General features: G+C 64.6%; 22 protein-coding genes. All 22 read left to right on the top strand.

Annotation, left to right across the window (positions count from 1 at the left end; genetic code table 11):
- Positions 1–96 precede the first annotated feature (96 nt).
- The gene (gene pyrR / locus ACE03M_RS06955; protein WP_485933266.1) at positions 97–648 is read left to right on the top strand and encodes a bifunctional pyr operon transcriptional regulator/uracil phosphoribosyltransferase PyrR; all 552 of its coding nucleotides are present in this window, start codon (positions 97–99) and stop codon (positions 646–648) included.
- Positions 645–1,625 carry an aspartate carbamoyltransferase catalytic subunit gene (locus tag ACE03M_RS06950; RefSeq protein WP_485933265.1) on the top strand — a complete coding sequence of 327 codons (981 nt, stop codon included), beginning with the start codon at positions 645–647 and terminating at the stop codon, positions 1,623–1,625. Before pyrR ends, ACE03M_RS06950 begins: the two co-directional genes overlap by 4 nt.
- Complete coding sequence (locus tag ACE03M_RS06945) at positions 1,618–2,937, top strand: dihydroorotase (protein WP_143921791.1); 1,320 nt, start codon at positions 1,618–1,620, stop codon at positions 2,935–2,937. The genes ACE03M_RS06950 and ACE03M_RS06945 overlap by 8 nt, the downstream gene beginning before the upstream one ends.
- A complete protein-coding gene (locus ACE03M_RS06940; protein WP_143921790.1) occupies positions 2,922–3,416 on the top strand; it encodes a PH-like domain-containing protein in 495 nt (164 codons plus the stop codon). Before ACE03M_RS06945 ends, ACE03M_RS06940 begins: the two co-directional genes overlap by 16 nt.
- Entirely contained in the window at positions 3,413–4,564 is a 1,152-nt protein-coding gene (gene carA, locus ACE03M_RS06935) for a glutamine-hydrolyzing carbamoyl-phosphate synthase small subunit (RefSeq protein ID WP_485933264.1), read from the top strand. Before ACE03M_RS06940 ends, carA begins: the two co-directional genes overlap by 4 nt.
- Before the next feature lie 9 nt (positions 4,565–4,573).
- The gene (gene carB / locus ACE03M_RS06930; RefSeq protein WP_485933263.1) at positions 4,574–7,849 is read left to right on the top strand and encodes a carbamoyl-phosphate synthase large subunit; all 3,276 of its coding nucleotides are present in this window, start codon (positions 4,574–4,576) and stop codon (positions 7,847–7,849) included.
- On the top strand, positions 7,849–8,706 hold the full coding sequence (gene pyrF / locus ACE03M_RS06925) for an orotidine-5'-phosphate decarboxylase (protein ID WP_143921909.1): 858 nt from the start codon (positions 7,849–7,851) through the stop codon (positions 8,704–8,706). Before carB ends, pyrF begins: the two co-directional genes overlap by 1 nt.
- Before the next feature lie 244 nt (positions 8,707–8,950).
- Complete coding sequence (mihF, locus tag ACE03M_RS06920; RefSeq protein WP_092108101.1) at positions 8,951–9,262, top strand: integration host factor, actinobacterial type; 312 nt, start codon at positions 8,951–8,953, stop codon at positions 9,260–9,262.
- Positions 9,263–9,281: 19 nt separating this feature from the next.
- A complete protein-coding gene (gene gmk, locus ACE03M_RS06915; RefSeq protein WP_222103585.1) occupies positions 9,282–9,845 on the top strand; it encodes a guanylate kinase in 564 nt (187 codons plus the stop codon).
- Positions 9,846–9,857: 12 nt separating this feature from the next.
- Entirely contained in the window at positions 9,858–10,190 is a 333-nt protein-coding gene (gene rpoZ / locus ACE03M_RS06910; RefSeq protein ID WP_101618587.1) for a DNA-directed RNA polymerase subunit omega, read from the top strand.
- Positions 10,187–11,443: a bifunctional phosphopantothenoylcysteine decarboxylase/phosphopantothenate--cysteine ligase CoaBC gene (gene coaBC, locus ACE03M_RS06905; protein ID WP_485933262.1), complete on the top strand. Its 1,257-nt coding sequence runs from the start codon at positions 10,187–10,189 to the stop codon at positions 11,441–11,443. Before rpoZ ends, coaBC begins: the two co-directional genes overlap by 4 nt.
- Entirely contained in the window at positions 11,440–12,642 is a 1,203-nt protein-coding gene (metK, locus tag ACE03M_RS06900) for a methionine adenosyltransferase (protein ID WP_313900570.1), read from the top strand. The genes coaBC and metK overlap by 4 nt, the downstream gene beginning before the upstream one ends.
- Positions 12,642–14,789 (top strand): primosomal protein N' family DNA-binding protein, encoded by a 2,148-nt coding sequence (locus tag ACE03M_RS06895; RefSeq protein WP_485933260.1) that lies wholly within the window; start codon positions 12,642–12,644, stop codon positions 14,787–14,789. The genes metK and ACE03M_RS06895 overlap by 1 nt, the downstream gene beginning before the upstream one ends.
- Positions 14,790–14,843: 54 nt before the next feature.
- The gene (locus tag ACE03M_RS06890; RefSeq protein ID WP_485933259.1) at positions 14,844–15,803 is read left to right on the top strand and encodes a methionyl-tRNA formyltransferase; all 960 of its coding nucleotides are present in this window, start codon (positions 14,844–14,846) and stop codon (positions 15,801–15,803) included.
- A complete protein-coding gene (locus tag ACE03M_RS06885) occupies positions 15,800–17,293 on the top strand; it encodes an RsmB/NOP family class I SAM-dependent RNA methyltransferase (protein ID WP_485933258.1) in 1,494 nt (497 codons plus the stop codon). The genes ACE03M_RS06890 and ACE03M_RS06885 overlap by 4 nt, the downstream gene beginning before the upstream one ends.
- Before the next feature lies 1 nt (position 17,294).
- Complete coding sequence (gene rpe, locus ACE03M_RS06880) at positions 17,295–17,957, top strand: ribulose-phosphate 3-epimerase (protein WP_143921782.1); 663 nt, start codon at positions 17,295–17,297, stop codon at positions 17,955–17,957.
- Positions 17,958–17,968: 11 nt separating this feature from the next.
- Complete coding sequence (locus ACE03M_RS06875; protein ID WP_485933257.1) at positions 17,969–18,634, top strand: nicotinamide mononucleotide transporter family protein; 666 nt, start codon at positions 17,969–17,971, stop codon at positions 18,632–18,634.
- An 80-nt stretch (positions 18,635–18,714) separates the two neighbouring features.
- Positions 18,715–18,978, top strand: coding sequence for a phosphoribosyl-ATP diphosphatase (locus tag ACE03M_RS06870; RefSeq protein ID WP_485933256.1), 264 nt, complete (start codon positions 18,715–18,717; stop codon positions 18,976–18,978).
- 62 nt (positions 18,979–19,040) lie between these two features.
- The gene (gene hisG, locus ACE03M_RS06865) at positions 19,041–19,880 is read left to right on the top strand and encodes an ATP phosphoribosyltransferase (protein ID WP_143921779.1); all 840 of its coding nucleotides are present in this window, start codon (positions 19,041–19,043) and stop codon (positions 19,878–19,880) included.
- A 25-nt stretch (positions 19,881–19,905) separates the two neighbouring features.
- On the top strand, positions 19,906–20,322 hold the full coding sequence (locus ACE03M_RS06860) for a PH domain-containing protein (RefSeq protein ID WP_485933255.1): 417 nt from the start codon (positions 19,906–19,908) through the stop codon (positions 20,320–20,322).
- 2 nt (positions 20,323–20,324) lie between these two features.
- Entirely contained in the window at positions 20,325–21,524 is a 1,200-nt protein-coding gene (locus ACE03M_RS06855; protein ID WP_143921777.1) for a CaiB/BaiF CoA transferase family protein, read from the top strand.
- 134 nt (positions 21,525–21,658) lie between these two features.
- Positions 21,659–21,929, top strand: a 271-nt coding sequence (locus ACE03M_RS06850; protein WP_485933253.1) for a carboxyl transferase domain-containing protein, incomplete at its 3' end; no start/stop codon positions are given.

The following is a 21,929-nucleotide window of genomic DNA, read 5'->3' as shown; positions in this document are numbered from 1 at the left end:
ACCCCGCCCCCGCGCACCGACCTCACTCATACGAGGACTACAATCGAATCGAACCACTCCTTTAACCACCGTCCGGAGAGGCGGAGAAGGGGAAGCATGACACAGCGAACAGTGCTCGATGCCCCAGATATGAAGCGGGCAATGACCCGTATCGCCCACGAGATCATCGAGTCCAACAAAGGCAGCGACGACCTCGTTCTGCTCGGCATCCCACGCCGCGGGGTGCCCTTGGCCACTCGACTGGCAGAACAGATCGCCTCGATCTCCGGGCGTCCGGAGATGGCAGGCGAACTCGTCGGAAGCCTCGACATCACGATGTACCGTGACGATCTGCGCAGCGGCTCCTACCGCGCTCCAGAACCCACCACCATCCCCGCCGAGGGCATCGATGCCAAGACCGTCGTCCTTGTCGACGATGTGCTCTTCTCCGGCCGCACGATCAGAGCTGCACTCGATGCGCTCTCCGATCTGGGTCGTCCGTCCAGGGTCCGGCTCGCCGTCCTCGTCGACCGGGGCCACCGTGACCTGCCGATCCGCGCCGACCACGTCGGCAAGAACCTGCCCACCTCGAGCAGCGAACGCGTCAACGTCTCCCTGGCGGAGATCGACGGCGAAGACGGCGTCACGATCTCGGGGGGCCGCGAATGAAGCACCTCCTCGACACCGTCTCGCTGAGCCGCGAAGACGCCATCTCGATCCTCGACATCGCCGAGGAGATGACACAGGTCTCCGAACGCGAGGTCAAGAAGCTGCCCGTGCTGCGTGGACGCACCGTGGTCAATCTGTTCTTCGAGGATTCGACGCGCACCCGCCTGTCCTTCGAAGCCGCGGCCAAAAGGCTCTCGGCCGACGTCCTCAATTTCTCCGCCAAAGGCTCGTCCGTATCCAAGGGCGAAAGCCTGCAGGACACGATCCAGACCATTTCGGCCATGGGCGCCGATGCGCTCGTCGTTCGACATCCCGGATCGGGCACCCCGCATCGCCTGGCCCAGACCGGCTGGATCGACGTCCCCGTCGTCAACGCCGGCGACGGCACTCACGAACACCCCACGCAGGCGCTGCTCGATGCCTTCACCCTGCGTCGCGCCCTCGGCGGGTTCTCCGCTTCAGGGGCGGTCAAGGACGGGCCGCGGGGTCGAGGGCTTGACGGCGCAAAGGTCGCCATCGTCGGTGACGTGCTGCACTCACGCGTAGCACGGTCGAACGTCCATCTGCTGGCCAACCTCGGCGCCGAAGTTCACCTCATCGCACCCCCGACGCTGCTTCCATGGGGCGTTGAAACCTGGCCCGTGACTCTGCACTACGACCTCGACGAGGCGCTGCACTCCGAGGAGTTCGCAGCCGTGATGATGCTGCGCGTCCAGCACGAGCGCATGCACGAATCGTTCTTCCCCAACGAACGCGAATACGCACGACTGTGGGGACTCTCGGCAGCCCGACTGGCCGGACTGCCCAAGGAGACATTCATCATGCACCCGGGGCCGATGAACCGCGGCTTCGAGATCTCAGCGGCAGCCGCCGACTCACCGCGCGCCCTCATCCTCGACCAGGTTGAGAACGGAGTGAGCGTACGAATGGCGGTCCTGTACCGCCTCTTGACAGGTCAGGAGGAGACCAATGACTGATTATCTGATCCGCGGTGCGAACGTGCTGGGCCAGGGAATCGCCGATATTGCGATCAAGGATTCGACCATCGTCGACCCCGATCTGCTCGACCCCGACGGCAGCGATGTGGAACTCGTGAACGCCGACGGGCTCATCGCCCTGCCCGGCCTCGTCGACATGCACACACACCTGCGGGAACCGGGCAAAGAAGATGCGGAGACGATCCTGAGCGGGTCGCGCGCGGCCGCCTCGGGCGGCTTCACCTGCGTTCATGCGATGGCGAACACAGCCCCCGTCGCGGACACCGCAGGCGTCGTCGAACAGGTCCACCGACTCGGCCGGACAGCCGGCTACACCGAAGTCGTGCCCATCGGAGCCGTGACCATCGGCCTGGAGGGACAGAACCTCGCCGAAATCGGAGCCATGGCCCGCTCGGCGGCTCGAGTTCGGATCTTCTCCGACGACGGCATCTGCGTCTCAGACCCGCTGCTCATGCGTAGGGCACTCGAGTACGTCAAGACCTTCGACGGAGTCATCGCCCAACACGCCCAGGAGCCGCGACTGACCGAGGGGGCGCAGATGAACGAGGGCGTCGTCTCTGCTGAGCTGGGACTGCCCGGTTGGCCGGCCGTCGCCGAGGAATCGATCATCGCCCGCGACGTGCTCCTGGCCGAACATGTGGGTTCGCGGCTGCACATCTGCCATGTATCGACCAAGGGCAGCGTCGACATCATCCGCTGGGCGAAGTCCCGAGGAGTCGAGATCACCGCCGAGGTCACCCCGCACCACCTGATGCTCACCGACGAACTCGTCCGCAGCTTCGACCCCGTCTACAAGGTGAATCCGCCGCTGCGGACCGAAGCCGACGTCACCGCACTGCGCGAAGCGCTGGCCGACGGCACGATCGACGTCATCGGCACCGACCACGCTCCGCACACAGCCGAACACAAATGCAGCGAATGGACGGCAGCGGCCATGGGCATGGTCGGCATGGAGACAGCGCTGCCCATCGTCGTCGAGGCGATGTCCGACTACGACTTCGACTACCGCGACCTCGCCCGCGTGATGTCGGCAACACCGGCACGCATCACCGGAGCAACAGGACACGGCAGCCTCGAGAGCGGCTCGAGTGCCAACATCGTGCTCATCGACCCGAACTCCACGCACACGATCGTGCCCGCCGACCATGCTACGAAGGGGCGCAACAACCCCTTTGCCGGTCTTGAGGTCTCCACCTCGATCACCGACACGTTCTTCTACGGCCACCGTGTGCTCTCCGGCGGACGACTCAGCACACCCCACCCGGCAGGAGCATCATGGACAGACCAGTAAGCGTCATCATCATCGCAGTCGTCTTCCTCCTCCTGATCCTCGCGATCACCTGGGGGTGGAGCCGACGAAAGAAGAGCCAGACAGTGGTGCCGCAGCCGGCGAAACCACATATGGGAATCAAACCCGTCGCGGACCCCGTCGAAGGGTCATATGTGTCGACGACATTGGCCGGACATCCGCTCGAACGAGTCGCCGTCCATGGTCTCGGCATCCGCACCACGGGAGAGATCGTCATCACCGACGGCGGGGTGGTCATGGATCTCGCGGGTCGTGAGGACTTCCTGATCCCCAGGCGCGATATCGTCTCCGTCGACACCACCGCCGGCATGATCGGCAAATTCGTCGAACGCGGCGGCATCGTGCGCATCACCTGGCGGCTGGGGGAGACCCTCGTCGACACCGGCTTCCGCGCGCGCTACGCCGCCAGCACCAACCCCACCGTCGACCGCATCCGCGAAATGATCGAAGAGGCACAATGAGACTGACCACCACACCTGCTGTCCTCGTCCTCGAAGACGGACGCACGTTCCGAGGCTCTGCCTACGGCGCTATCGGAGAGACCCTGGGCGAAGCGGTCTTCGTCACCGCAATGTCCGGTTATCAGGAGACCCTGACCGACCCGTCCTATCATCGTCAGATAGTGATCCAGACCGCGCCGCACATCGGCAACACGGGAATCACCGATGATGATGACGAATCGGCGAAGATCTGGGTCGCCGGCTACGTTGTCCGTGACGCGTCGCGCGTGTCCTCGAACTGGCGCTCCATCGGAGACCTGTCCACCCGCCTCGAAGAATCGGGCATCGTGGGCATCAGCGACGTCGACACCCGTGCCCTGACACTGCATCTGCGCGAAGCCGGTGCAATGCGCATGGGAATCTTCTCCGGTCCTGCCGCCGAGGCCGACGACGTTGAGCTGCTGGCCAAGGTCCAGGCCTCACCGCACATGGCCGGAGCGAAACTGGCCGAAGAGGTCTCGATCACCGAGCCCCAGCTCATCCCCGCAGTGGGCGAGAAGAAGTTCAGCGTCGCAGCCCTGGACCTGGGTATCAAGTCGATGACCCCCCAACGCCTGAGCGAACGGGGCATCGACGTCCACGTTCTGCCCGCCACGACGAGCTTCGCCGAGATCACGGCATTGGGTGTCGACGGAGTCTTCTTCTCCAATGGCCCCGGGGACCCAGCGACCGCCGATGCTCAGGTCGACCTACTCCGCGAGGTCCTCGGTGCGAAGATCCCGTTCTTCGGCATCTGCTTCGGCAACCAGCTGCTGGGCCGAGCGCTGGGCTTCGGCACATACAAACTGCCCTTCGGCCATCGCGGCATCAACGTCCCCGTCATGGATCGCACCACAGACAAAGTCGAGATCACCTCGCAGAACCACGGCTTCGCCGTCGACGCGCCTTTGGATAGTGAGACACAGGCACCACATGATGAGAGTTTCGGCCGTGTCGCCGTCTCCCACGTGTGCCTCAACGATGACGTGGTCGAAGGACTCCAGTGCCTCGACCTCCCCGCGTTCTCCGTCCAATTCCATCCGGAGGCCGCAGCCGGGCCCCACGATTCGAGCTACCTGTTCGATCGCTTCATCGACCTCATGTCCGCTTCCCAGGTCGCACAGGCCTAAGGAGAACCCATGCCACTCAGACAAGATCTCACATCCGTCCTCGTCATCGGCTCCGGACCTATCGTCATCGGTCAGGCCTGTGAATTCGACTACTCGGGCACCCAAGCCTGCCGTGTGCTGCGCGAAGAGGGCCTGCGGGTCATCCTCATCAACTCGAATCCCGCGACGATCATGACCGATCCCGACATTGCCGACGCCACCTACGTCGAGCCCATCGATCCCGACATCATCGAATCGATCATCGACAAGGAACGCCCCGACGCGATCCTGCCGACCCTGGGCGGACAGACAGCGCTGAATGCGGCGATCGCACTGCATGATGCCGGCACACTTGAGAAGTACGGCGTCGAACTCATCGGCGCCGACGTCGACGCCATCCAGCGCGGCGAGGACCGGCAGAAGTTCAAGACCATCGTCGAGGAATGCGGCGCCGAGTCGGCGAAATCCGTCATCTGCCACACCATCGACGAGGCACTGGCCGGAGCCGAGGAACTCAACTATCCCGTCGTCGTCCGCCCCTCGTTCACCATGGGCGGACTGGGTTCCGGCATGGCCTATGACGAGAACGACCTCCGGCGCATCGCCGGCGCCGGCTTGGGCGACTCCATCACCCACGAGGTTCTCCTCGAAGAGTCGATCCTCGGCTGGAAGGAATACGAACTCGAACTCATGCGCGACCACAAGGACAACGTGGTCGTCATCTGCTCGATCGAGAACGTCGATCCCGTCGGCGTCCACACCGGCGACTCGATCACAGTGGCCCCATCGCTGACCCTGACCGACCGCGAGTATCAGAAGATGCGCGATATCGGCATCGACGTCATCCGCGCCGTCGGAGTCGCCACCGGCGGCTGCAACATCCAGTATGCAGTGGATCCGAAGACCGGCCGCATCGTCGTCATCGAAATGAACCCCAGAGTCTCACGGTCCTCGGCATTGGCCTCGAAGGCCACCGGCTTCCCGATCGCCAAGATGGCCGCCAAGCTGGCCGTGGGCTACTCGCTTGACGAGATCCCCAACGACATCACGAAGGTCACACCGGCCAGCTTCGAACCGACACTCGACTACGTCGTGGTCAAGATCCCACGGTTCACCTTCGAGAAGTTCCCCGCAGCGGATCCGACACTGACCACGACCATGAAATCCGTGGGCGAGGTCATGGCGCTGGGCCGCAACTTCACCACCGCACTGCAGAAGGCCATGCGGTCGATGGAGCAGCGCGATGCCTCGTTCTCGTGGTCCGATCTTCCCGACATCAGCGACGAGGATGTCAGAGAATCCGTCCTCGAGTCGATCTCGCACGCGACAGCCGACCGCATCCATTCCGTTCAGCGCGGATTGGCCGCTGGCCTGAGCAATGCCGAGGTCTTCGAGGCCTGCGAGATCGATCCCTGGTTCCTCGACCAGATCGAACTGATCAATGAGGTCGCCGAGTTCATCTCCTCGGCAGACGAGCTCGACGCTCAGGTGCTGCGGGTCGCGAAGAACCACGGCTTCTCCGATGAGCAGATCGCGTCGCTGCGCAGCATGGATACCGGTGTCGTCACCGGTGTCCGGCAGGCCCTCCGGATCCGCCCCGTGTTCAAGACGGTCGACACCTGCGCCGGCGAGTTCGCCGCACACACCCCGTACCACTACTCGAGCTATGACGATGAGACAGAGGTCGCCCCGCGCGAGAAGCCTGCCGTGATCATCCTCGGTTCGGGACCGAACCGGATCGGCCAGGGCATCGAGTTCGACTACTCATGCGTACACGCGACGATGGCCATCTCCGAGGCCGGCTTCGAAACGATCATGGTCAACTGCAACCCGGAGACCGTGTCCACGGACTACGACACCGCTGATCGCCTCTACTTCGAACCCCTGACCTTCGAAGATGTCATGGAGGTCTATCACGCCGAGGTGGCCGCCGGTCCCGTACTCGGCGTCGTCTGCACCCTGGGTGGTCAGACCCCGCTGGGACTGGCCGACAAGCTCAAGGCAGCAGGAGTGCCGGTCCTCGGCACCCAGCCCGAAGCCATCGACCTGGCCGAGGATCGCGGCGAATTCGGCGCCGTCCTCGACCGCGCCGGTCTCACCGCTCCGAAGCACGGCACCGCCGTGACCTACGCGGAGGCCGAGAGGATCGCCGAGGAGATCGGCTACCCGGTCCTCGTCCGCCCCTCATATGTGCTCGGTGGCCGCGGCATGCAGATCGTCTACGACCGCACTCAGCTCGTGGACTACATGGCCACTGCCACAGAGATCTCCGTGGACCGTCCCGTCCTCGTCGACCGTTTCCTCGAGGACGCCATCGAAATCGATGTCGATGCTCTCTACGACGGCACCGACATCTTCATCGGCGGCATCATGGAGCACATCGAGGAAGCCGGAATCCACTCTGGTGACTCCGCCTGCGTGCTGCCTTCGCTGACCCTGGGCGAAGACGTGCTGGACCGTGTCCGCACTGCCACCACGGCAATCGCCGAAGGCACGAACGTGCGCGGGCTGCTCAACATCCAGTTCGCCATCACCGCCGACGTCCTCCACGTCATCGAAGCCAACCCACGTGCCTCCCGGACCGTGCCGTTCGTCTCGAAGGCCACCTCCACACAGTTGGCGAAGGCCGCCGCGCTCATCGCAGTCGGACGCACCATCGCCGATATGCGCGGAGACATGCTCCCGGAGACCGGCGACGGTTCGCGACTGTCCTTGGACCATCCGATCGCGGTCAAGGAAGCGGTCCTGCCGTTCCGTCGATTCAGGACCGTCGAGGGCAAGGTCGTCGATTCGATCCTCGGACCGGAGATGCGCTCGACCGGTGAGGTCATGGGCATCGACCATGACTTCCCGACAGCCTTCGCGAAGGGCCTGCTGGGAGCATCGATCAAGCTTCCGACCTCCGGCACGGTGTTCGTCTCGGTTGCAGACCGGGACAAAAGGGCCATGGTCCTGCCGGTCAAGGAACTCGTCGACTTGGGCTTCGACGTGGTCGCCACAACCGGAACGGCCGCAGTCCTGTCCCGGTACGGCATCAAGACCACACAGGTGCACAAGCATTTCGAGGCCGATGCTGAGGATCGCACGATCCTCGACTACCTGGCCGCCGGCACGATCGACATGGTCATCAACGTCCCATCCGGACGCCAGGAACGAGCAGACGGCTACGAGATCCGTGCCTCGGCGACCGCACACTCCGTGCCGCTGATCACCACGCTCGCCGAGTTCGCAGCCGCAGTCACCTCACTCGAGGTCGTTCGTGACAAGACCTTCAAGGTCCGCAGCCTGCAGGACTGGAACGCGTGATGTTCGGCGCCCGCCTACAGGCGGCCATGGACGAGCACGGACCGCTGTGTGTGGGCATCGACCCCCATGACCATCTCCTTGAGGCCTGGTCACTGCCGCGCACAGCGGCAGGGCTGCGCGAATTCTCACTGCGCACGGTGACCGAGCTGGCCGGGAATGTGGCTGCGGTCAAACCGCAGTCAGCCTTCTACGAGCAGTACGGTTCGGCCGGAGTCGCCGTTCTCGAAGAGACCCTCGCAGCCTGCAGGGAACACGATCTCATCAGTGTCCTCGACATCAAACGCGGGGACATCGGATCGACCATGGGAGCCTACGCACGCGCCTACCTCGATCCCGCCTCGGCGCTGGCCGCCGATTCGATCACTGTGTCTCCGTACCTCGGGTTCGGGGCACTGGATCCGGCCTTCGAACTCGCGAATGCTCATGATCGGGGAGTCTTCGTCCTCGCGCTGACCTCGAATCCGGAAGGTGCAGAGGTTCAGCACGCCAAGTGCGGAGAATCCGTCGAGGGATTCGGAGACTCCGTTGCCGGGACGATCGTGGGCCAGGTAGCTGCGCGCAACTCGTCCGAGTCCGCGCAGGGTCTCGGGCGCTTCGGCCTGGTGGTCGGAGCGACGATCGGATCCGGCGCCCGCGAGCTCGGATTCGACCCGTCTGCGTGCGGAGGGCCGATCCTGGCACCGGGAGTCGGAGCTCAGGGAGCCGGGATCAGTGAGCTCATCGACGTCTTCGGCACAGATGCGATCGCTGCCAACCAGATTCTGGCCACCACCTCACGCGCTGTGCTCAGCGCCGGGGCAGACGGCGTGCGCGCAGCGGCACGCTCGCTCAACGAGTCCCTGACGCAAGTGGGCTGAGACCCGGGCAGCTCATCTCTCATCACTTGCGCAGGCCGCCGGTTTCGGCGCCCTGCGCAAGGCGTGCACCGAATGGTCGGCATCGATTGGACGACGTCGTCTGAGGCAGGACGGGACGGGCCCGGTTCGGCCAGTTCTGCAGACACTTGAGTTTTCTTTTGCGCTTTGTGCCTCTCACGAGGGTTTTTGTTTTAGACTGAAGCAACTTCCCTACCTGCCCGTTCATGGTGACAGAGGAGATAATGTGGCACTCGAACCTTTGACCCCGCAACAGCGTTCAGCCGCTCTGGACAAGGCCTTCAAAGCGCGTCAAGCGCGAGCCGAGGTCAAGACAGCGCTGAAGAATGGTCAAACCGATCTCGCAGCTGTGCTGAAGAAGGCCGGCGCGGACGAGGCACTCGCGAAGATGCGCGTCGTCGATCTGCTGAGATCACTGCCCGGCGTCGGAGACCGACGCGCGGAGGCGGCCATGGACGACGTCGGCATCGCATCGTCACGTCGGATCAAGGGCCTGGGCGTACACCAGAAAAATGCCCTGTTGGAGAAATACTCCTGAATGTGTGAACAATAGATCTGTGAATAATCGACTGACCGTCCTCGCGGGACCTACCGCGGTCGGAAAAGGCACCATCAGCGCGTACATCAGAGATCATCATCCCGAGGTCTGGTTCTCCGTCTCCGCCACCACGCGGCCGCGGCGACCCGGCGAAGTCGATGGTGTTCATTATCACTTCATCAGCGATGACGAGTTCGACTCGCTCATCGCTGCCGGTGAGCTGCTCGAGTACGCCGTCGTCCACGGACGCCACCGCTACGGCACTCCTTCGGCCCAAGTCCAGGAGAAGCTGAACCAGGGGACACCCTCCCTGCTGGAGATCGATCTGCAGGGGGCACGCCAGGTCAAGGACAAGATGCCTGACGCGCTGTTCGTCTTCCTGTCTCCGCCCAGCTGGGAGGAACTCGTGTCGAGACTCACCGGGCGCGGAACGGAATCAGCAGTCGAACAGGAGCGTCGACTGACCACGGCCAAGCAGGAATTGCAGGCCGAATCCGAGTTCGATGTCACGATCGTCAATGACCACGTTCGCACTGCGGCCGAAGAACTCATATCATTGATGGGTATACCCACTACCGATTAGATTGGACATTCATTGCCTGCACAACCTGAAGGCATCACCAATCCACCGATTGATGATCTGCTGGCCGTGACCAGCTCGAAGTACGAACTGGTCTCGATTGCCGCTCAGCGAGCCCGCCAGATCAACTCCTACTACGCCCAGCTCCAAGAAGGCCTGCTCGAGAACGTCGGTCCGCTGGTGACCCCGGGCACCCATGAGAAGCCACTCTCGATCGCGCTCCGCGAGATCAACGAAGGCAAGATCGTGGCCCGCGAAGTCACCGAAGCCGACTTCGGTGCGCTCACCCAAGAGCCTGCACAGCCGGCTGCCAGCAACGACGGCGCACTGGACTTCAGCGACCAGTGAGAACCGTACTCGGCGTCGCCGGTGGAATCGCCGCTTACAAGGCGTGCCATGTCATTCGGCGACTCCGGGAACTCGGGCACAGCGTCAAGGTCGTGCCCACCGCCAGCGCACTGAACTTCGTCGGTGCGGCCACTTTCGAGGCGCTGTCCTCACAGACCGTGACCACCGATGTCTTCGACGAGGTCGAATCGGTCAACCATGTCCGCATCGGGCAGGACGCTGAACTCGTCATCATCGCGCCGGCCACCGCCAATACTCTGGCCAAGCTGGCCGCAGGCATCGCCGATGACCTGCTGACCGCGACTGTCCTCACGACGACCGCCGAGGTGGTCGTTGCCCCCGCCATGCACACCGAGATGTGGCAGAACCCCGCCACCGTCGCGAACATCGCGACCTTGAAGCAGCGGGGAGTCCATGTCCTCGAGCCCGCTGTGGGGCGTCTGACCGGCCCGGACTCCGGACCCGGTCGTCTGCCCGAACCCGAGACGATCGTCGACTTCGCGCTGGCCGCTGCCCGATCAGCACGGACCGATCCAGTGCCGAAGACAGTCGGGCCGCTGAACGGCAGACGCGTCGTCATCAGTGCCGGCGGGACCAGGGAACCGCTCGATCCCGTCCGATTCCTCGGGAACCGCTCCTCAGGCAAGCAGGGCATTGCGCTGGCACGTGCCGCTGCCGCCGCCGGAGCCCACGTCGACCTGGTCGCGGCCAACATCGACTCGGGCCTGCTGTCGGCGCTGCCCGACAGCGTCCGGATCACCTCAGTCGAGTCCACCCTCGAGCTCCAGGCCCAGATGCAGGCAGCTCAGGCTGATGCTGATGCCATCATCATGGCCGCCGCCGTCGCCGACTACCGTCCAGCCGAGCGCACCGCTTCGAAGATGAAGAAGTCGGGAGATGAGGGAATGACTCTCAACCTGGTGCAGAACCCGGATGTGCTCGTGGGACTCGTCGAATCACGTTGCGAACACCAGCTCATCGTCGGATTCGCCGCCGAGACCGGAGATTCTCATCACAGTGCGATGGACTATGCGAAGGCGAAGTTCCGTCGCAAGGGCGTCGACCTCCTCGTCTTCAACAATGTCTCGGACGACAGGGCGTTCGGCCACGACGACAATGCCGTCCAGATCCTGAGCGTCGACGGTGACGAAGTTGTCGTCAGCCCCGAATTCACCGGCAGCAAGGACGATGTTTCGGAAAAGGTCATCGAGGCTCTCGCCAGCCGTTGGGAATGCGTAGAATCTACGGCGTGAGTCAATCAAATCTGCGCTTATTCTCGTCCGAATCCGTCACCGAGGGCCATCCCGACAAAATCTGTGACCAGATCAGTGATGCCGTCCTCGACGATCTGCTGGGTCAGGACCCGAACGCCAAGGTCGCCGTCGAGACGATGGTCACCACCGGTCTCGTCCACGTCGCCGGCGAGGTCAATACCGCAGCCTATGCCGACGTCGCCGGCATCGTGCGCCGACTCATCACCGGAATCGGCTATGACTCCTCCGACACCGGTTTCGACGGACACTCCTGCGGCGTCTCCGTGTCCATCGGCAGCCAGTCCACCGACATCCATTCCGGAGTGACGAACCCGCTGGACTTCCGCGAAGCCGTGGAATCCGATCACGGTTCGAGTCTCGGCGCCGGCGACCAGGGCCTCATGTTCGGCTATGCCGACAACGCCACCGACGTCCTCATGCCCGTGCCCATCCACCTCGCATCACGCATGGCGGAGAAGCTCTCCGAGGTGCGCAAGACCGGTGCACTGGACTATCTGCGTCCCGACGGCAAAACCCAGCTGACACTGGGCTACGACGGCAACGAAGCCGTGTCGATCGAAAACATCGTCGTCTCGACGCAGCACGCAGGCCACGTCGATCAGGCCCAGCTGCACGCCGAGATCAAAGACTTCGTCATCGATCCGGTCATCGCAGGCTCCGGTCTCGATGACAGCCATGCGAACATCCACATCAACCCGGCCGGACCCTTCGTCACCGGCGGGCCGATGGGCGACGCAGGGCTGACGGGGCGCAAGATCATCGTCGACACGTATGGCGGGTACTCGCGTCACGGCGGAGGCGCCTTCTCCGGCAAGGACCCCTCGAAGGTCGACCGCTCGGCCGCGTATGCCATGCGCTGGGTCGCGAAGAATGTCGTGGCCGCCGGGCTCGCCGATCGCGCCGAGGTGCAGGTGTCCTATGCGATCGGCCGTGTCGATCCGATGGGCCTCTACGTCGAAACCTTCGGCACCGAGAAGGTCGACCCACACGCGATCTCGCGGGCCATTCGCGAGGTCTTCGACCTGCGACCTGCCATGATCATCCAGGACCTCAATCTCCTGCGCCCGATCTACTCTCAGACATCGACGTACGGTCACTTCGGCCGTGAGCTCCCCGACTTCACCTGGGAGGTCACGGACCGCGCTGACGATCTGCTGCGCGCAGTCTCCTCGGCTTGATGGACGAACCTCTTCCGATCGACACCGGCACCTCAGCCATCGGGCAGGTGCCGCTGGCAGCGGAAGACCCCGTAGCCCACGTGCTCGTCGATCACCCGGTGCCGCACCTGGCCCGTGCCTTCGACTACGCAGTTCCGGAGAAGTTCGCCGACACGGCCCGCCCCGGTGTGCGAGTCAGGGTCAGATTCGCCGGCAGACTGCGCGACGGCTTCCTCCTCGAACGGGTCGAGAAGTCCGACCACATCGGACCGCTTGCCACGATCGAGCGCATCACCAGTCCCGTCGTCGTTCTCACCCCCGAACTGCTGCGTCTCGCTGATGCCGCTGCTCGCCGGTACGCGGGAACCCTCTCCGATGTCCTGCGTCTGGCGATCCCGCCGCGTCATGCACGCGCCGAGAAGGCTGTGCTCAATGCTGAGAAGACGCTGCACCAGAATGAGCGCAGTCGCAGCGCACCGTCAGAAGGTGACAACGCGAATACAGCGACCGAGGGCACGGCGGCGGCTGCCGAGGACACGGAGGCGACGGCCGTGGGCACGGCGGCTGGCTCCGAGAAAGCGACTGCAGACAACTCGCCTGCGACGACAGCGGACACGATTGACCGCCTCGGCGAATGGGTGGTCAACGAGTCTCGGCACGAGCGAGAAGACGACTTCCCTGCCGGCGAGCATCCGCGGATGGCACTGACCTGCGTTCCCGGCCCTACGCCGGGACTGAGTTGGATCACCGCCGGGCTGGAGGCTGCCCGAGCGACACTGGCTGCAGGGGAGGCGGTGCTGTGGCTGGTGCCCGATCACCGTGAGCTCGCAGTCCTCTCGGCGGCACTCGACGCCAGCCCGGATATCTCCTCCTATTCAGTCTTGAGTGCAGACCAGTCACCGGAGCAGAGGTGGAAAGCCTGGCTGCGTGGCCTGTTGGGGCACACACGAGTGACGATCGGCACCAGAGCGGCCGCCTTCGCACCGATCGCAGGCCTCGGCCTCATCATCTGCTTCGACGACTCGAACCCGAACTACCTCGACCAGCACGCGCCATATCCGCACGCCAGAGAAGTATGCCTGCTGAGATCGACCATCGACACCACCGGACTGCTGTTCGTCTCCACCGATCGCAGCGCGGAGATCCAGCGCCTGGTCGAGGTCGGGTGGCTTCGCGACGTCACGCCCACCGGCCCCGAGCGCCGTGAGGGTGCGCCGCGCGTCTTCGTTCCCGACGAGGAGCGTGACCCCTTCGCCTGGCAGCGGATCCCCTCCCGCGCCTGGCAGCTGATGCGCGGTGCCCTGCGCCCCGGGGCCAAGGACACGAACGCAGTCGGACCTGTCCTCGTCCAGGTCCCGCGTGCCGGGTACTACCCGGTGTTCGCCTGCGCGAGGTGCCAAGAGGTCGCTCGCTGCCCCCAATGCTCGGCTGCACTGACCACTCAGTCCGAGGTCGGGCCCTTCGCCTGTCGCTCCTGCGGATACCACTCCGATACGTTCTCCTGCGGGCGCTGCCGCTCGAATCAGGTGCGCTCGATCGTGCGCGGCAGGGGACGGACCGTCGAGGAGCTGCGCAAGGCCATGCCGGGAATCGAAATCCTGGAATCCGGCGGCGATGACATTCCTGTCGCCATCGACGACAGCCCACGTATCGTCGTCGCCACCACCGGCGCTGAACCCTATGCTCTCGGTGGCTACGCCTGCGCAATCCTGCTCGACTCGCTGTGGCCGGGGCCGTGGATGCGCTCGACCGATGAAGGAGTCAGCAGACGACTGCGGGCGGCCGTCCTCGTGAGGTCACGCACTGCTGGGGGAGTCGTCTACCTCGGCGACACGGATGAGACGATCCGGAACACGGTGACCACCTTCGACCCGGTGACCACGATGTCCAGAGCTCTCGGCGATCGATTCGAGCTCGGCTTTCCTCCCTATCGTCGCATCGTCGAACTCACCGGGGCCGGCACCGACATCGACGCCATCATCGCGGCCGTCCCAGACCTCACCGAACTCCTCCGGGACTCCGACGGTGATGACCAGAAAGCCGTCGCAGCCTATCCGATCGCAGCAGGAGAGGCGGTCGGCGAAGCACTCGCTCAGCAGATCGCCTCCCGGTCTGCGAAGAAGCTTCCCCAGGTGCGCGTCCGCATCGACGATCCGCGGTCGCTGTGAGTGCCTCGGTGCCCGGACTCTGCGACTGCTTCGCGAACAAGTAGAATTCCTCAAGTGGATATCGTCTTCGCCGGAACTCCGGATGCCGCAGTGCCAGCCCTCGAGGCCCTCGTCGAATCCCGGCACCGCATCCGTGCCGTCCTCACCCGACCCGATGCACCGGTGGGGCGCAAACGCGTCCTCACCCCCTCACCGGTCAAGGCGCGAGCCCTCGAACTCGGCCTCGACGTCATCGAGGCCAGCCGGCTCCGCGGCGAGGTCATCGCCGAACTCCGGGCCCTCGACGTCGATGCCGTGGCCGTGGTCGCCTATGGGGCCATCGCCGGCCCGGCAGCGCTGTCGACCGCCGAGCTCGGCTGGTTCAACCTCCACTTCTCGCTCCTGCCGGCCCATCGTGGAGCCGCACCGGTCCAACGGGCCCTCATCGCCGGCCAGAACAGCAGCGGAGTCAGCGTGTTCAAGATCGACGAGGGTATGGACTCCGGACCCGTCCTGCGCAGACTCGAACTGCCTCTGGACCATCCCGATGTCGCCACCGCCCTCGACGACTACGCCCACCGAGGCGCGGTCGAACTGGTCGCCGCCTTCGACGACCTCGCGGACGGAACCGCAGTGATGACCCCGCAGTCCGGGGAGCCGAGCCACGCGGACAAGATCAGCATCGATGACGCCCATCTCGACTTCTCCGACTCTGCCCGGGCGGTCATCGACCGTTCCCGGGGAGTCAGCCCCAGCCCCGGCCCATGGGCGAACGTCGACGGGAAGCGGACCAAACTCTTCGGACTCAGACCCGCTCCCGACGTCACCACCCCTTCGGAGGTCGGATTGCTGACCTCATGGCAGAAGTCCGTCGTCCTCGGCTGCGGCGACGGCTGGGTCCGCGTCGCAGAGATCCAACCCTTCGGCAAGGCCCGGATGGCCGCCGTGGACTTCCTCCGCGGCCGTGGCGACATCCGATTCGATCCCACTGAAACCAGCGCCGAGCCGGCGGCAGACCCCGAGCAAGGAGCATGAGACAGATGCCAGCAGATGAGCGCATGCCGCGGAAGAGACCGGCGAGGAACACGCCTGCAGCAGTCAGGAAGCCGACGGGCACCAGGTCTGCCGGCGGCAAGCAGTCAGGCGGCAGGCCCTCAGATGAACGAGAGCCGAGGCGCGCGAAGAACCTGCCGCGACGCATCGCCTGGGAGGTCCTCGTCGATGTTGAGACGAAGGACTCCTACGCGAACCTGCTTCTGCCCGCCAAGCTCGCCCGCACGCATATGGACCACCAGGACGCGGCGTTCACGACTGAACTCACATACGGCGCTCTGCGCCAACAGGAGTTCTACGATGCGATCATCGCCAAGGCAGCGAATCGGTCCCTCGACACCATCGACCCCGAACCGCTGGCAGGCATGCGCCTCGGCGCCCACCAGATCCTGTCCATGCGCGTGCCAGACCATGCGGCACTGTCGGAGACTGTCGCCGTCATCAAGTCCTACGCACCGAAGACATCCGGGTTCGTCAACGCCGTGCTGCGTCGGATCTCCGAGATCGACCGAGCCGAATGGCTGCGCCGTGTCACCGCCGGAGCCACTGCAGTCGGCGAACAGGCCATCGAGTACTCGCATCCCGAATGGATCGTCCGGGCCATGACGCAGGCACTGAAAGGCCACGGACGACAGGCTTCTGAACTGCAGGCGCTGCTCGAAGCCGACAACGCGGCCGCGAAGGTCAGCGTGTCCGCTCTGCCCGGACTCATCGACCGCAGCGAACTGCCCGGAGCGCCGACCGAGTTCTCACCCATCGGCGTCACCCTCGAAACCGCTGTGCCCAAGAACGTCGACGCCGTCGCCGCCGGCCGGGCCCGGGTACAGGACGAAGGCTCCGCGCTGGTGGCCTTGGCACTGGCACACGTTCAGGCACCGACGGGCACTTGGGCAGACCTGTGCGCCGGACCCGGCGGCAAGGCCGCAGTCCTCGCAGCTATTGCGAAGCAGCGCGGCACCACCCTCGATGCCTTCGACTCAAGTGACCACCGGGTTGAACTTGTGCGGTCCTCCACTCAGGCACTCGACAATGTCACCACCCGCGTCCAAGACGCCCGCGACGCCACAGGCCCGTATGCGAAGGTCCTCGTCGACGTTCCCTGCTCGGGTCTCGGCGCCCTGCGCCGCCGTCCTGAAGCTCGATACCGCCGTCGCCCCGAGGACATCAATGCCCTGGCCGGACTGCAGCGAGAACTGCTGCGGGCGGCCTTGGACGCCTGCGCTCCGGGGGGAGTCGTCGCCTACTCCACCTGCTCTCCCCACTACGCGGAGACCGTGCTCGTCGTCGACGATGTCCTCCGCGGCACCGACGTCGAAGTCCTCGACGCTCCGGCGGCCCTCGCCGAGGTCACGGGCGCCGATGCCGCAGGGTTTAGCTCGGTGAGCCGGGGAGCGGGACGGTACGCTCAGCTGTGGCCCCACGTCCACAACACCGATGGAATGTTCTTGGCCCTGATGCGGAAGGCGAACTGAAATGGCGATCGAGATCAATCCCAGCATCCTCAGCTCCGATTTCTCGGACCTGCGTGGTGAACTGGCGAAGATCAGCACGGCAGATATGGCGCACATCGACGTGATGGACAACCATTTCGTCCCGAACCTCACATTCGGGCCTCCCGTGGTCGAACGGATCCAGGCAATCAGCCCGATCCCGCTCGACGCCCACCTGATGATCGCCGAGGCGGACCGACACGCTCCGGTCTATGCCGAACTCGGCTGCGCCTCGGTGACCTTCCACGCCGAGGCGGCCGCCGCTCCCGTACGCCTGGCCCGGGAGATCCGGAAGCTGGGGGCCAAAGCCAGCCTCGCACTCAAGCCGGCGACCCCGATCGAACCCTTCGTCGACCTCCTCGGCGAGTTCGACCAGATCCTCATCATGACCGTCGAACCCGGTTTCGGCGGGCAGAAGTTTCTCGATGTGTGCCTGCCGAAGATCCGACGGACCCGTGAGGCGATCTCGGCCGCCGGGCTTGAGATCAAGCTGCAGGTCGACGGGGGAGTCTCCATGTCGACGATCGAACGCGTCGTCGACGCCGGTGCCGATGTACTCGTGGCCGGTTCCGCCGTCTACGGTGCCGAGGACGCTGCCACCGCGATCTCCGGGCTGCGTGAACTCGCAGCGTCCCACGTGCACTGAAGAGAGCCGATATGGAACTGCTCGATTGGCTGAACACCCCGGCATTCGAACTGCTTGGCAAACCGGTGCCGTACTCCGACCTGTTCGGCAACATCTGTGCTCTGGCCACAGTGGTCCTTGCACTGCGCCGGAACATCCTGTCCTGGCCGGTCCAGATCCTGGGCTCCATCCTCCTCTTCGCCGCGAGCATCTCCGCGGGACTCGGCGGCAACGCCTCCCGCCAGGTCGTCATCATCGTGGCCGCAGTCTGGGGGTGGACGCAGTGGAAGAAGTCCCGGGAGACCTCCGGCGAGGTCCTCGTCCGCTGGGCGACCTGGAAGGAACGACTGCTCCTGATCGTCGCCCTCCTGCTGGGCACCGGGGTGTTCGGCTACGTCCTCGCTCTCGGAGGGTGGTCCTGGAATCCCTATCCAGACGCATACATCTTCATCGGATCGCTCGTGGCGATGTATGCCCAGGGGCGGGCGATCGTCGAGTTCTGGTTCGTCTGGCTGGCCGTCGACCTCGTCGGGATTCCCTTGGCAGTGGCCGGAGGACTCGTGTTCTCCGGGGCCGTGTACCTCATCTTCCTCGTCATGGTCGTCATCGGCTTCATCGACTGGTCGAAGCGATCACGCCAGACGATCTCCGCGCCGCATCGGGGTGCCACGGACATCAACCGCAGCACTGAGAGCTGAGGCTGCTGCGACGGGTGAGAGCGTCCCGCTGGCCGAGACCCCGTGTGAGCGCGGCGGCCGCGATGTATTAGGCTGGATTCGTGAACACCTTTGACTCGCTCTACGCCGAACTCCTGCAGAAATCCCTCGAACGTCCCGAAGGCTCGAAGACCGTGGCCGAACTCGATGCCGGAGTCCATGCGATCGGTAAGAAGGTCGTCGAAGAAGCTGCAGAGGTCTGGATGGCGGCAGAGTATGAGACCAAGGACGAGCTCGCCGGGGAGATCTCTCAGCTGCTCTATCACCTGCAGGTGCTCATGGTCGCCAAGGAACTCAGCCTCGACGACGTCAACTCGCATCTGTAGCCTTCCACGCCGGCACAGCCGAACTCCAAACAACCGTTGACGATGAAACACAAAAGGACACCATGCTGCGTGTAGCCGTGCCGAATAAGGGCGCACTGTCCGAAGCCGCCTCCGAGATGCTCAGCGAGGCAGGATACTCCACCCGTCGGGGAAGCAAGACCCTTGTCCATCAGGACGAAGTCAACGATGTCGAATTCTTCTACCTGCGTCCGCGCGACATCGCCGTCTACGTGGGATCGGGGATCCTCGATGCCGGCATCACCGGCCGCGACCTGCTGCTTGAGTCGAAGGCCGAAGCCCAGGAAGTCATCGGACTCGGATTCGGAGCCTCCCGCTTCTTCTACGCCGGAGTCACCGGTTCCTACTCCTCGCCGACCCAGCTGGAAGGCGCACGCATCGCCACCAGCTTCCCGAACCTCGTCGACGCTGATCTGCAGGCCAGGGGCATCGACGCGAAGACCGTTCAGCTCGACGGTGCGATCGAAGTCTCCATCCAGCTCGGCGTCGCCGACGCCATCGCCGACGTGGTCGAGACCGGCAGCACCCTGCGAGCCGCAGGGCTCGAGACCTTCGGCGAACCCCTGCTGGAATCCGAGGCCGTCCTCGTCCAGCGTGAGGGAGCAGCCGAGTCGATCGAGGTGCTGCGTCGCCGTCTGGAATCCGTGATGGTGGCCCGGCAGTACGTCCTCGTCGACTACAACATCGAAGAGCGCCTCCTGCCCCAAGCACTCGGACTCACGCCCGGCCTCGAATCACCCACGATCTCCCCGCTGCAGGAGACAGGTTGGGTGGCCGCGCGCGTCATGGTCGAATCCAAAGAGGTCAACAATGTCATGGACCGTCTCTACGCAGTCGGTGCCCGTGCGATTCTGGTGACGAACATTGGCGCCTGCCGAATCTGAGTTCCGCGTCTTTCGACCCCGCCAGGTGCGCATCATCAGCACCATCGGCGCCGTGGTGGTGTTCATCGGCTTCGCGGTGCTCTCCGTCGCACTGCTCGTCGTGGACTGGGACCCCTGGACCCCGCTCGACACGGTCTGGATGAACCTGCTCGGGATCATCTTCGCCGCGGCCCTGCTGCGCGTCGCCGACATCCAGGCCCGACCCAGCGAAGCCGGCCTGGTCGTGAAGAACATGGTCAGGACACGCACCTTCGCGTGGGGCCAGATCCTCGGCGTCGCGTTCTCACCCGAGGGTGACGACCCATGGCCCACCCTCGATCTGACCGACGGAACCACATACGCCGTGATGGCGATCCAGCACGCGGACGGGCCCCGAGCCCACGAGGAATGTCAGCGATTGCGTATGCTCATCGCTAGATGGACCCACTTCAAGGAGGAATAGGAATGTCGAACGACACAATCACAGGGGTCGAAGGCCCACTGACCGGATACACGGTCATCGATCTCTCCCGCGCATTGGCCGGCCCACATGCGGGAATGATGTTCGGTGACCTCGGCGCCCGAGTGATCAAGGTCGAGAACCCGGGCAAGGGGGATGACTCCCGGTCCTGGGGTCCTCCGTTCGTCGGTCCCGAGGACGATCCGCAGGCCACCTACTTCTTCTCCTGCAACCGCAACAAGGAATCCATCGCCCTCGATCTCAAGTCGGACACCGGCAAGGAGACGCTGCGGGAACTGATCTCCCGCGCCGATGTGCTCATCGAGAACTTCCGCTCAGGCGTCCTCGATCGACTCGGTTTCTCCACTACCGTGTGCATGGAGATCAACCCCCGCCTCGTGCTCCTCTCGATCACCGGCTTCGGCCACGACGGGCCCGAATCCTCGCGTGCAGGATACGACCAGATCGCCCAGGGCGAGGCCGGACTCATGTCGCTGACAGGATCCGGACCCGACGACATGCAGCGTGTCGGCGTTCCCATCGCCGACCTCCTCGCAGGCATCTACGGCTCCTACGGCGTGCTCGCCGCCCTGCTCGAACGAGAGCGCACGGGCAAGGGCAAGGTCGTGCGGACCTCGCTCATCGCCGGTATGGTCGGAGTCCACGCTTTTCAGGGCACGCGCGCCACGGTGGCCGGGCAGAACCCCGAGCCCGGTGGCAACCACCATCCTTCCCTCTCTCCCTACGGACTCTTCAACTGCCACGAAGGTGCCGTGCAGATCTCCGTGGGCAACGAGAACCTGTGGCAGAAGTTCTGCGCCGCATTCGACATCGACCCGGCGACCGAGGGCATGGGCGACAACTCCGCTCGTGTCGCGAACCGTCCGGCCGTGATCGAACTCATCGAAAGCAGATTCGCCGCCTACGGATCGGACGAGCTGCTCGCCAGACTCGCAGACGCAGGAATCCCCTCCGGCACCGTGCGCACCCTCGAAGAGGTCTACTCGTGGGACCAGGCACTGAGCCAGGGCCTCAAGGTCTCCGTCGACCATCCCATCCTCGGCGACATCGACTTGCCAGGACCACCGCTGCGGTTCTTCGACGCAGACGGCGAGGCCGAGGTCGAAACCACGAGGACCGCTCACGATGCACCGCCTCTGCTGAACGAGGACGCCGAGGCGATCGTTTCCTGGCTCGATTCGTGACTCTGAGGACCCGGGCCACCAGCTGCGCCCCCTGATCCGCAGGTGGAGGCAATCCGCAGCTGGTGGCCCATCACCGCTTTACCGTTCGTCAGATTTACCGTTGGTCAGACACATCTGAAGCAGGAGATAAGCACGTGGCACGGTTGAATGCACATGAACTCGTCGACATCGTCGTAGATGACGGATCCTTCGTTTCCTGGGATACGACCCCGATCAGGCCCGCCGGGGGCATCTCCGAGGAATACGCGGCCGAACTCGCCGCCGCCGGGGAGAAATCCGGAGTCGATGAGGCCATCATCACCGGAGAGGGCATGATCGAGGGCCGGCGCGTCGCCATCGTCGCCGGGGAATTCCGGTTCCTGGCCGGTTCGATCGGCGTCGCCGCGGCTCAGCGGCTCGTCGACG

It is taken from the genome of Brevibacterium sp. AGC70 (assembly GCF_057334195.1).
The sequence above is the reverse complement of the archived record's forward strand: the minus strand, read 5'-3'. Positions and strand labels throughout refer to the sequence as shown.

Excerpts from the sequence above, each read along its gene's own strand:
- pyrR (WP_485933266.1), top strand. The coding sequence starts at position 97 with ATGACACAGCGAACAGTGCTCGATGCCCCAGATATGAAGCGGGCAATG.
- hisG (WP_143921779.1), top strand. The coding sequence starts at position 19,041 with ATGCTGCGTGTAGCCGTGCCGAATAAGGGCGCACTGTCCGAAGCCGCC.
- carA (WP_485933264.1), top strand. The coding sequence starts at position 3,413 with ATGAGACTGACCACCACACCTGCTGTCCTCGTCCTCGAAGACGGACGC.
- ACE03M_RS06950 (WP_485933265.1), top strand. The coding sequence starts at position 645 with ATGAAGCACCTCCTCGACACCGTCTCGCTGAGCCGCGAAGACGCCATC.
- ACE03M_RS06855 (WP_143921777.1), top strand. The coding sequence starts at position 20,325 with ATGTCGAACGACACAATCACAGGGGTCGAAGGCCCACTGACCGGATAC.
- ACE03M_RS06875 (WP_485933257.1), top strand. The coding sequence starts at position 17,969 with ATGGAACTGCTCGATTGGCTGAACACCCCGGCATTCGAACTGCTTGGC.
- ACE03M_RS06895 (WP_485933260.1), top strand. The coding sequence starts at position 12,642 with ATGGACGAACCTCTTCCGATCGACACCGGCACCTCAGCCATCGGGCAG.
- ACE03M_RS06885 (WP_485933258.1), top strand. The coding sequence starts at position 15,800 with ATGAGACAGATGCCAGCAGATGAGCGCATGCCGCGGAAGAGACCGGCG.
- carB (WP_485933263.1), top strand. The coding sequence starts at position 4,574 with ATGCCACTCAGACAAGATCTCACATCCGTCCTCGTCATCGGCTCCGGA.
- ACE03M_RS06940 (WP_143921790.1), top strand. The coding sequence starts at position 2,922 with ATGGACAGACCAGTAAGCGTCATCATCATCGCAGTCGTCTTCCTCCTC.
- ACE03M_RS06945 (WP_143921791.1), top strand. The coding sequence starts at position 1,618 with ATGACTGATTATCTGATCCGCGGTGCGAACGTGCTGGGCCAGGGAATC.
- rpe (WP_143921782.1), top strand. The coding sequence starts at position 17,295 with ATGGCGATCGAGATCAATCCCAGCATCCTCAGCTCCGATTTCTCGGAC.
- pyrF (WP_143921909.1), top strand. The coding sequence starts at position 7,849 with ATGTTCGGCGCCCGCCTACAGGCGGCCATGGACGAGCACGGACCGCTG.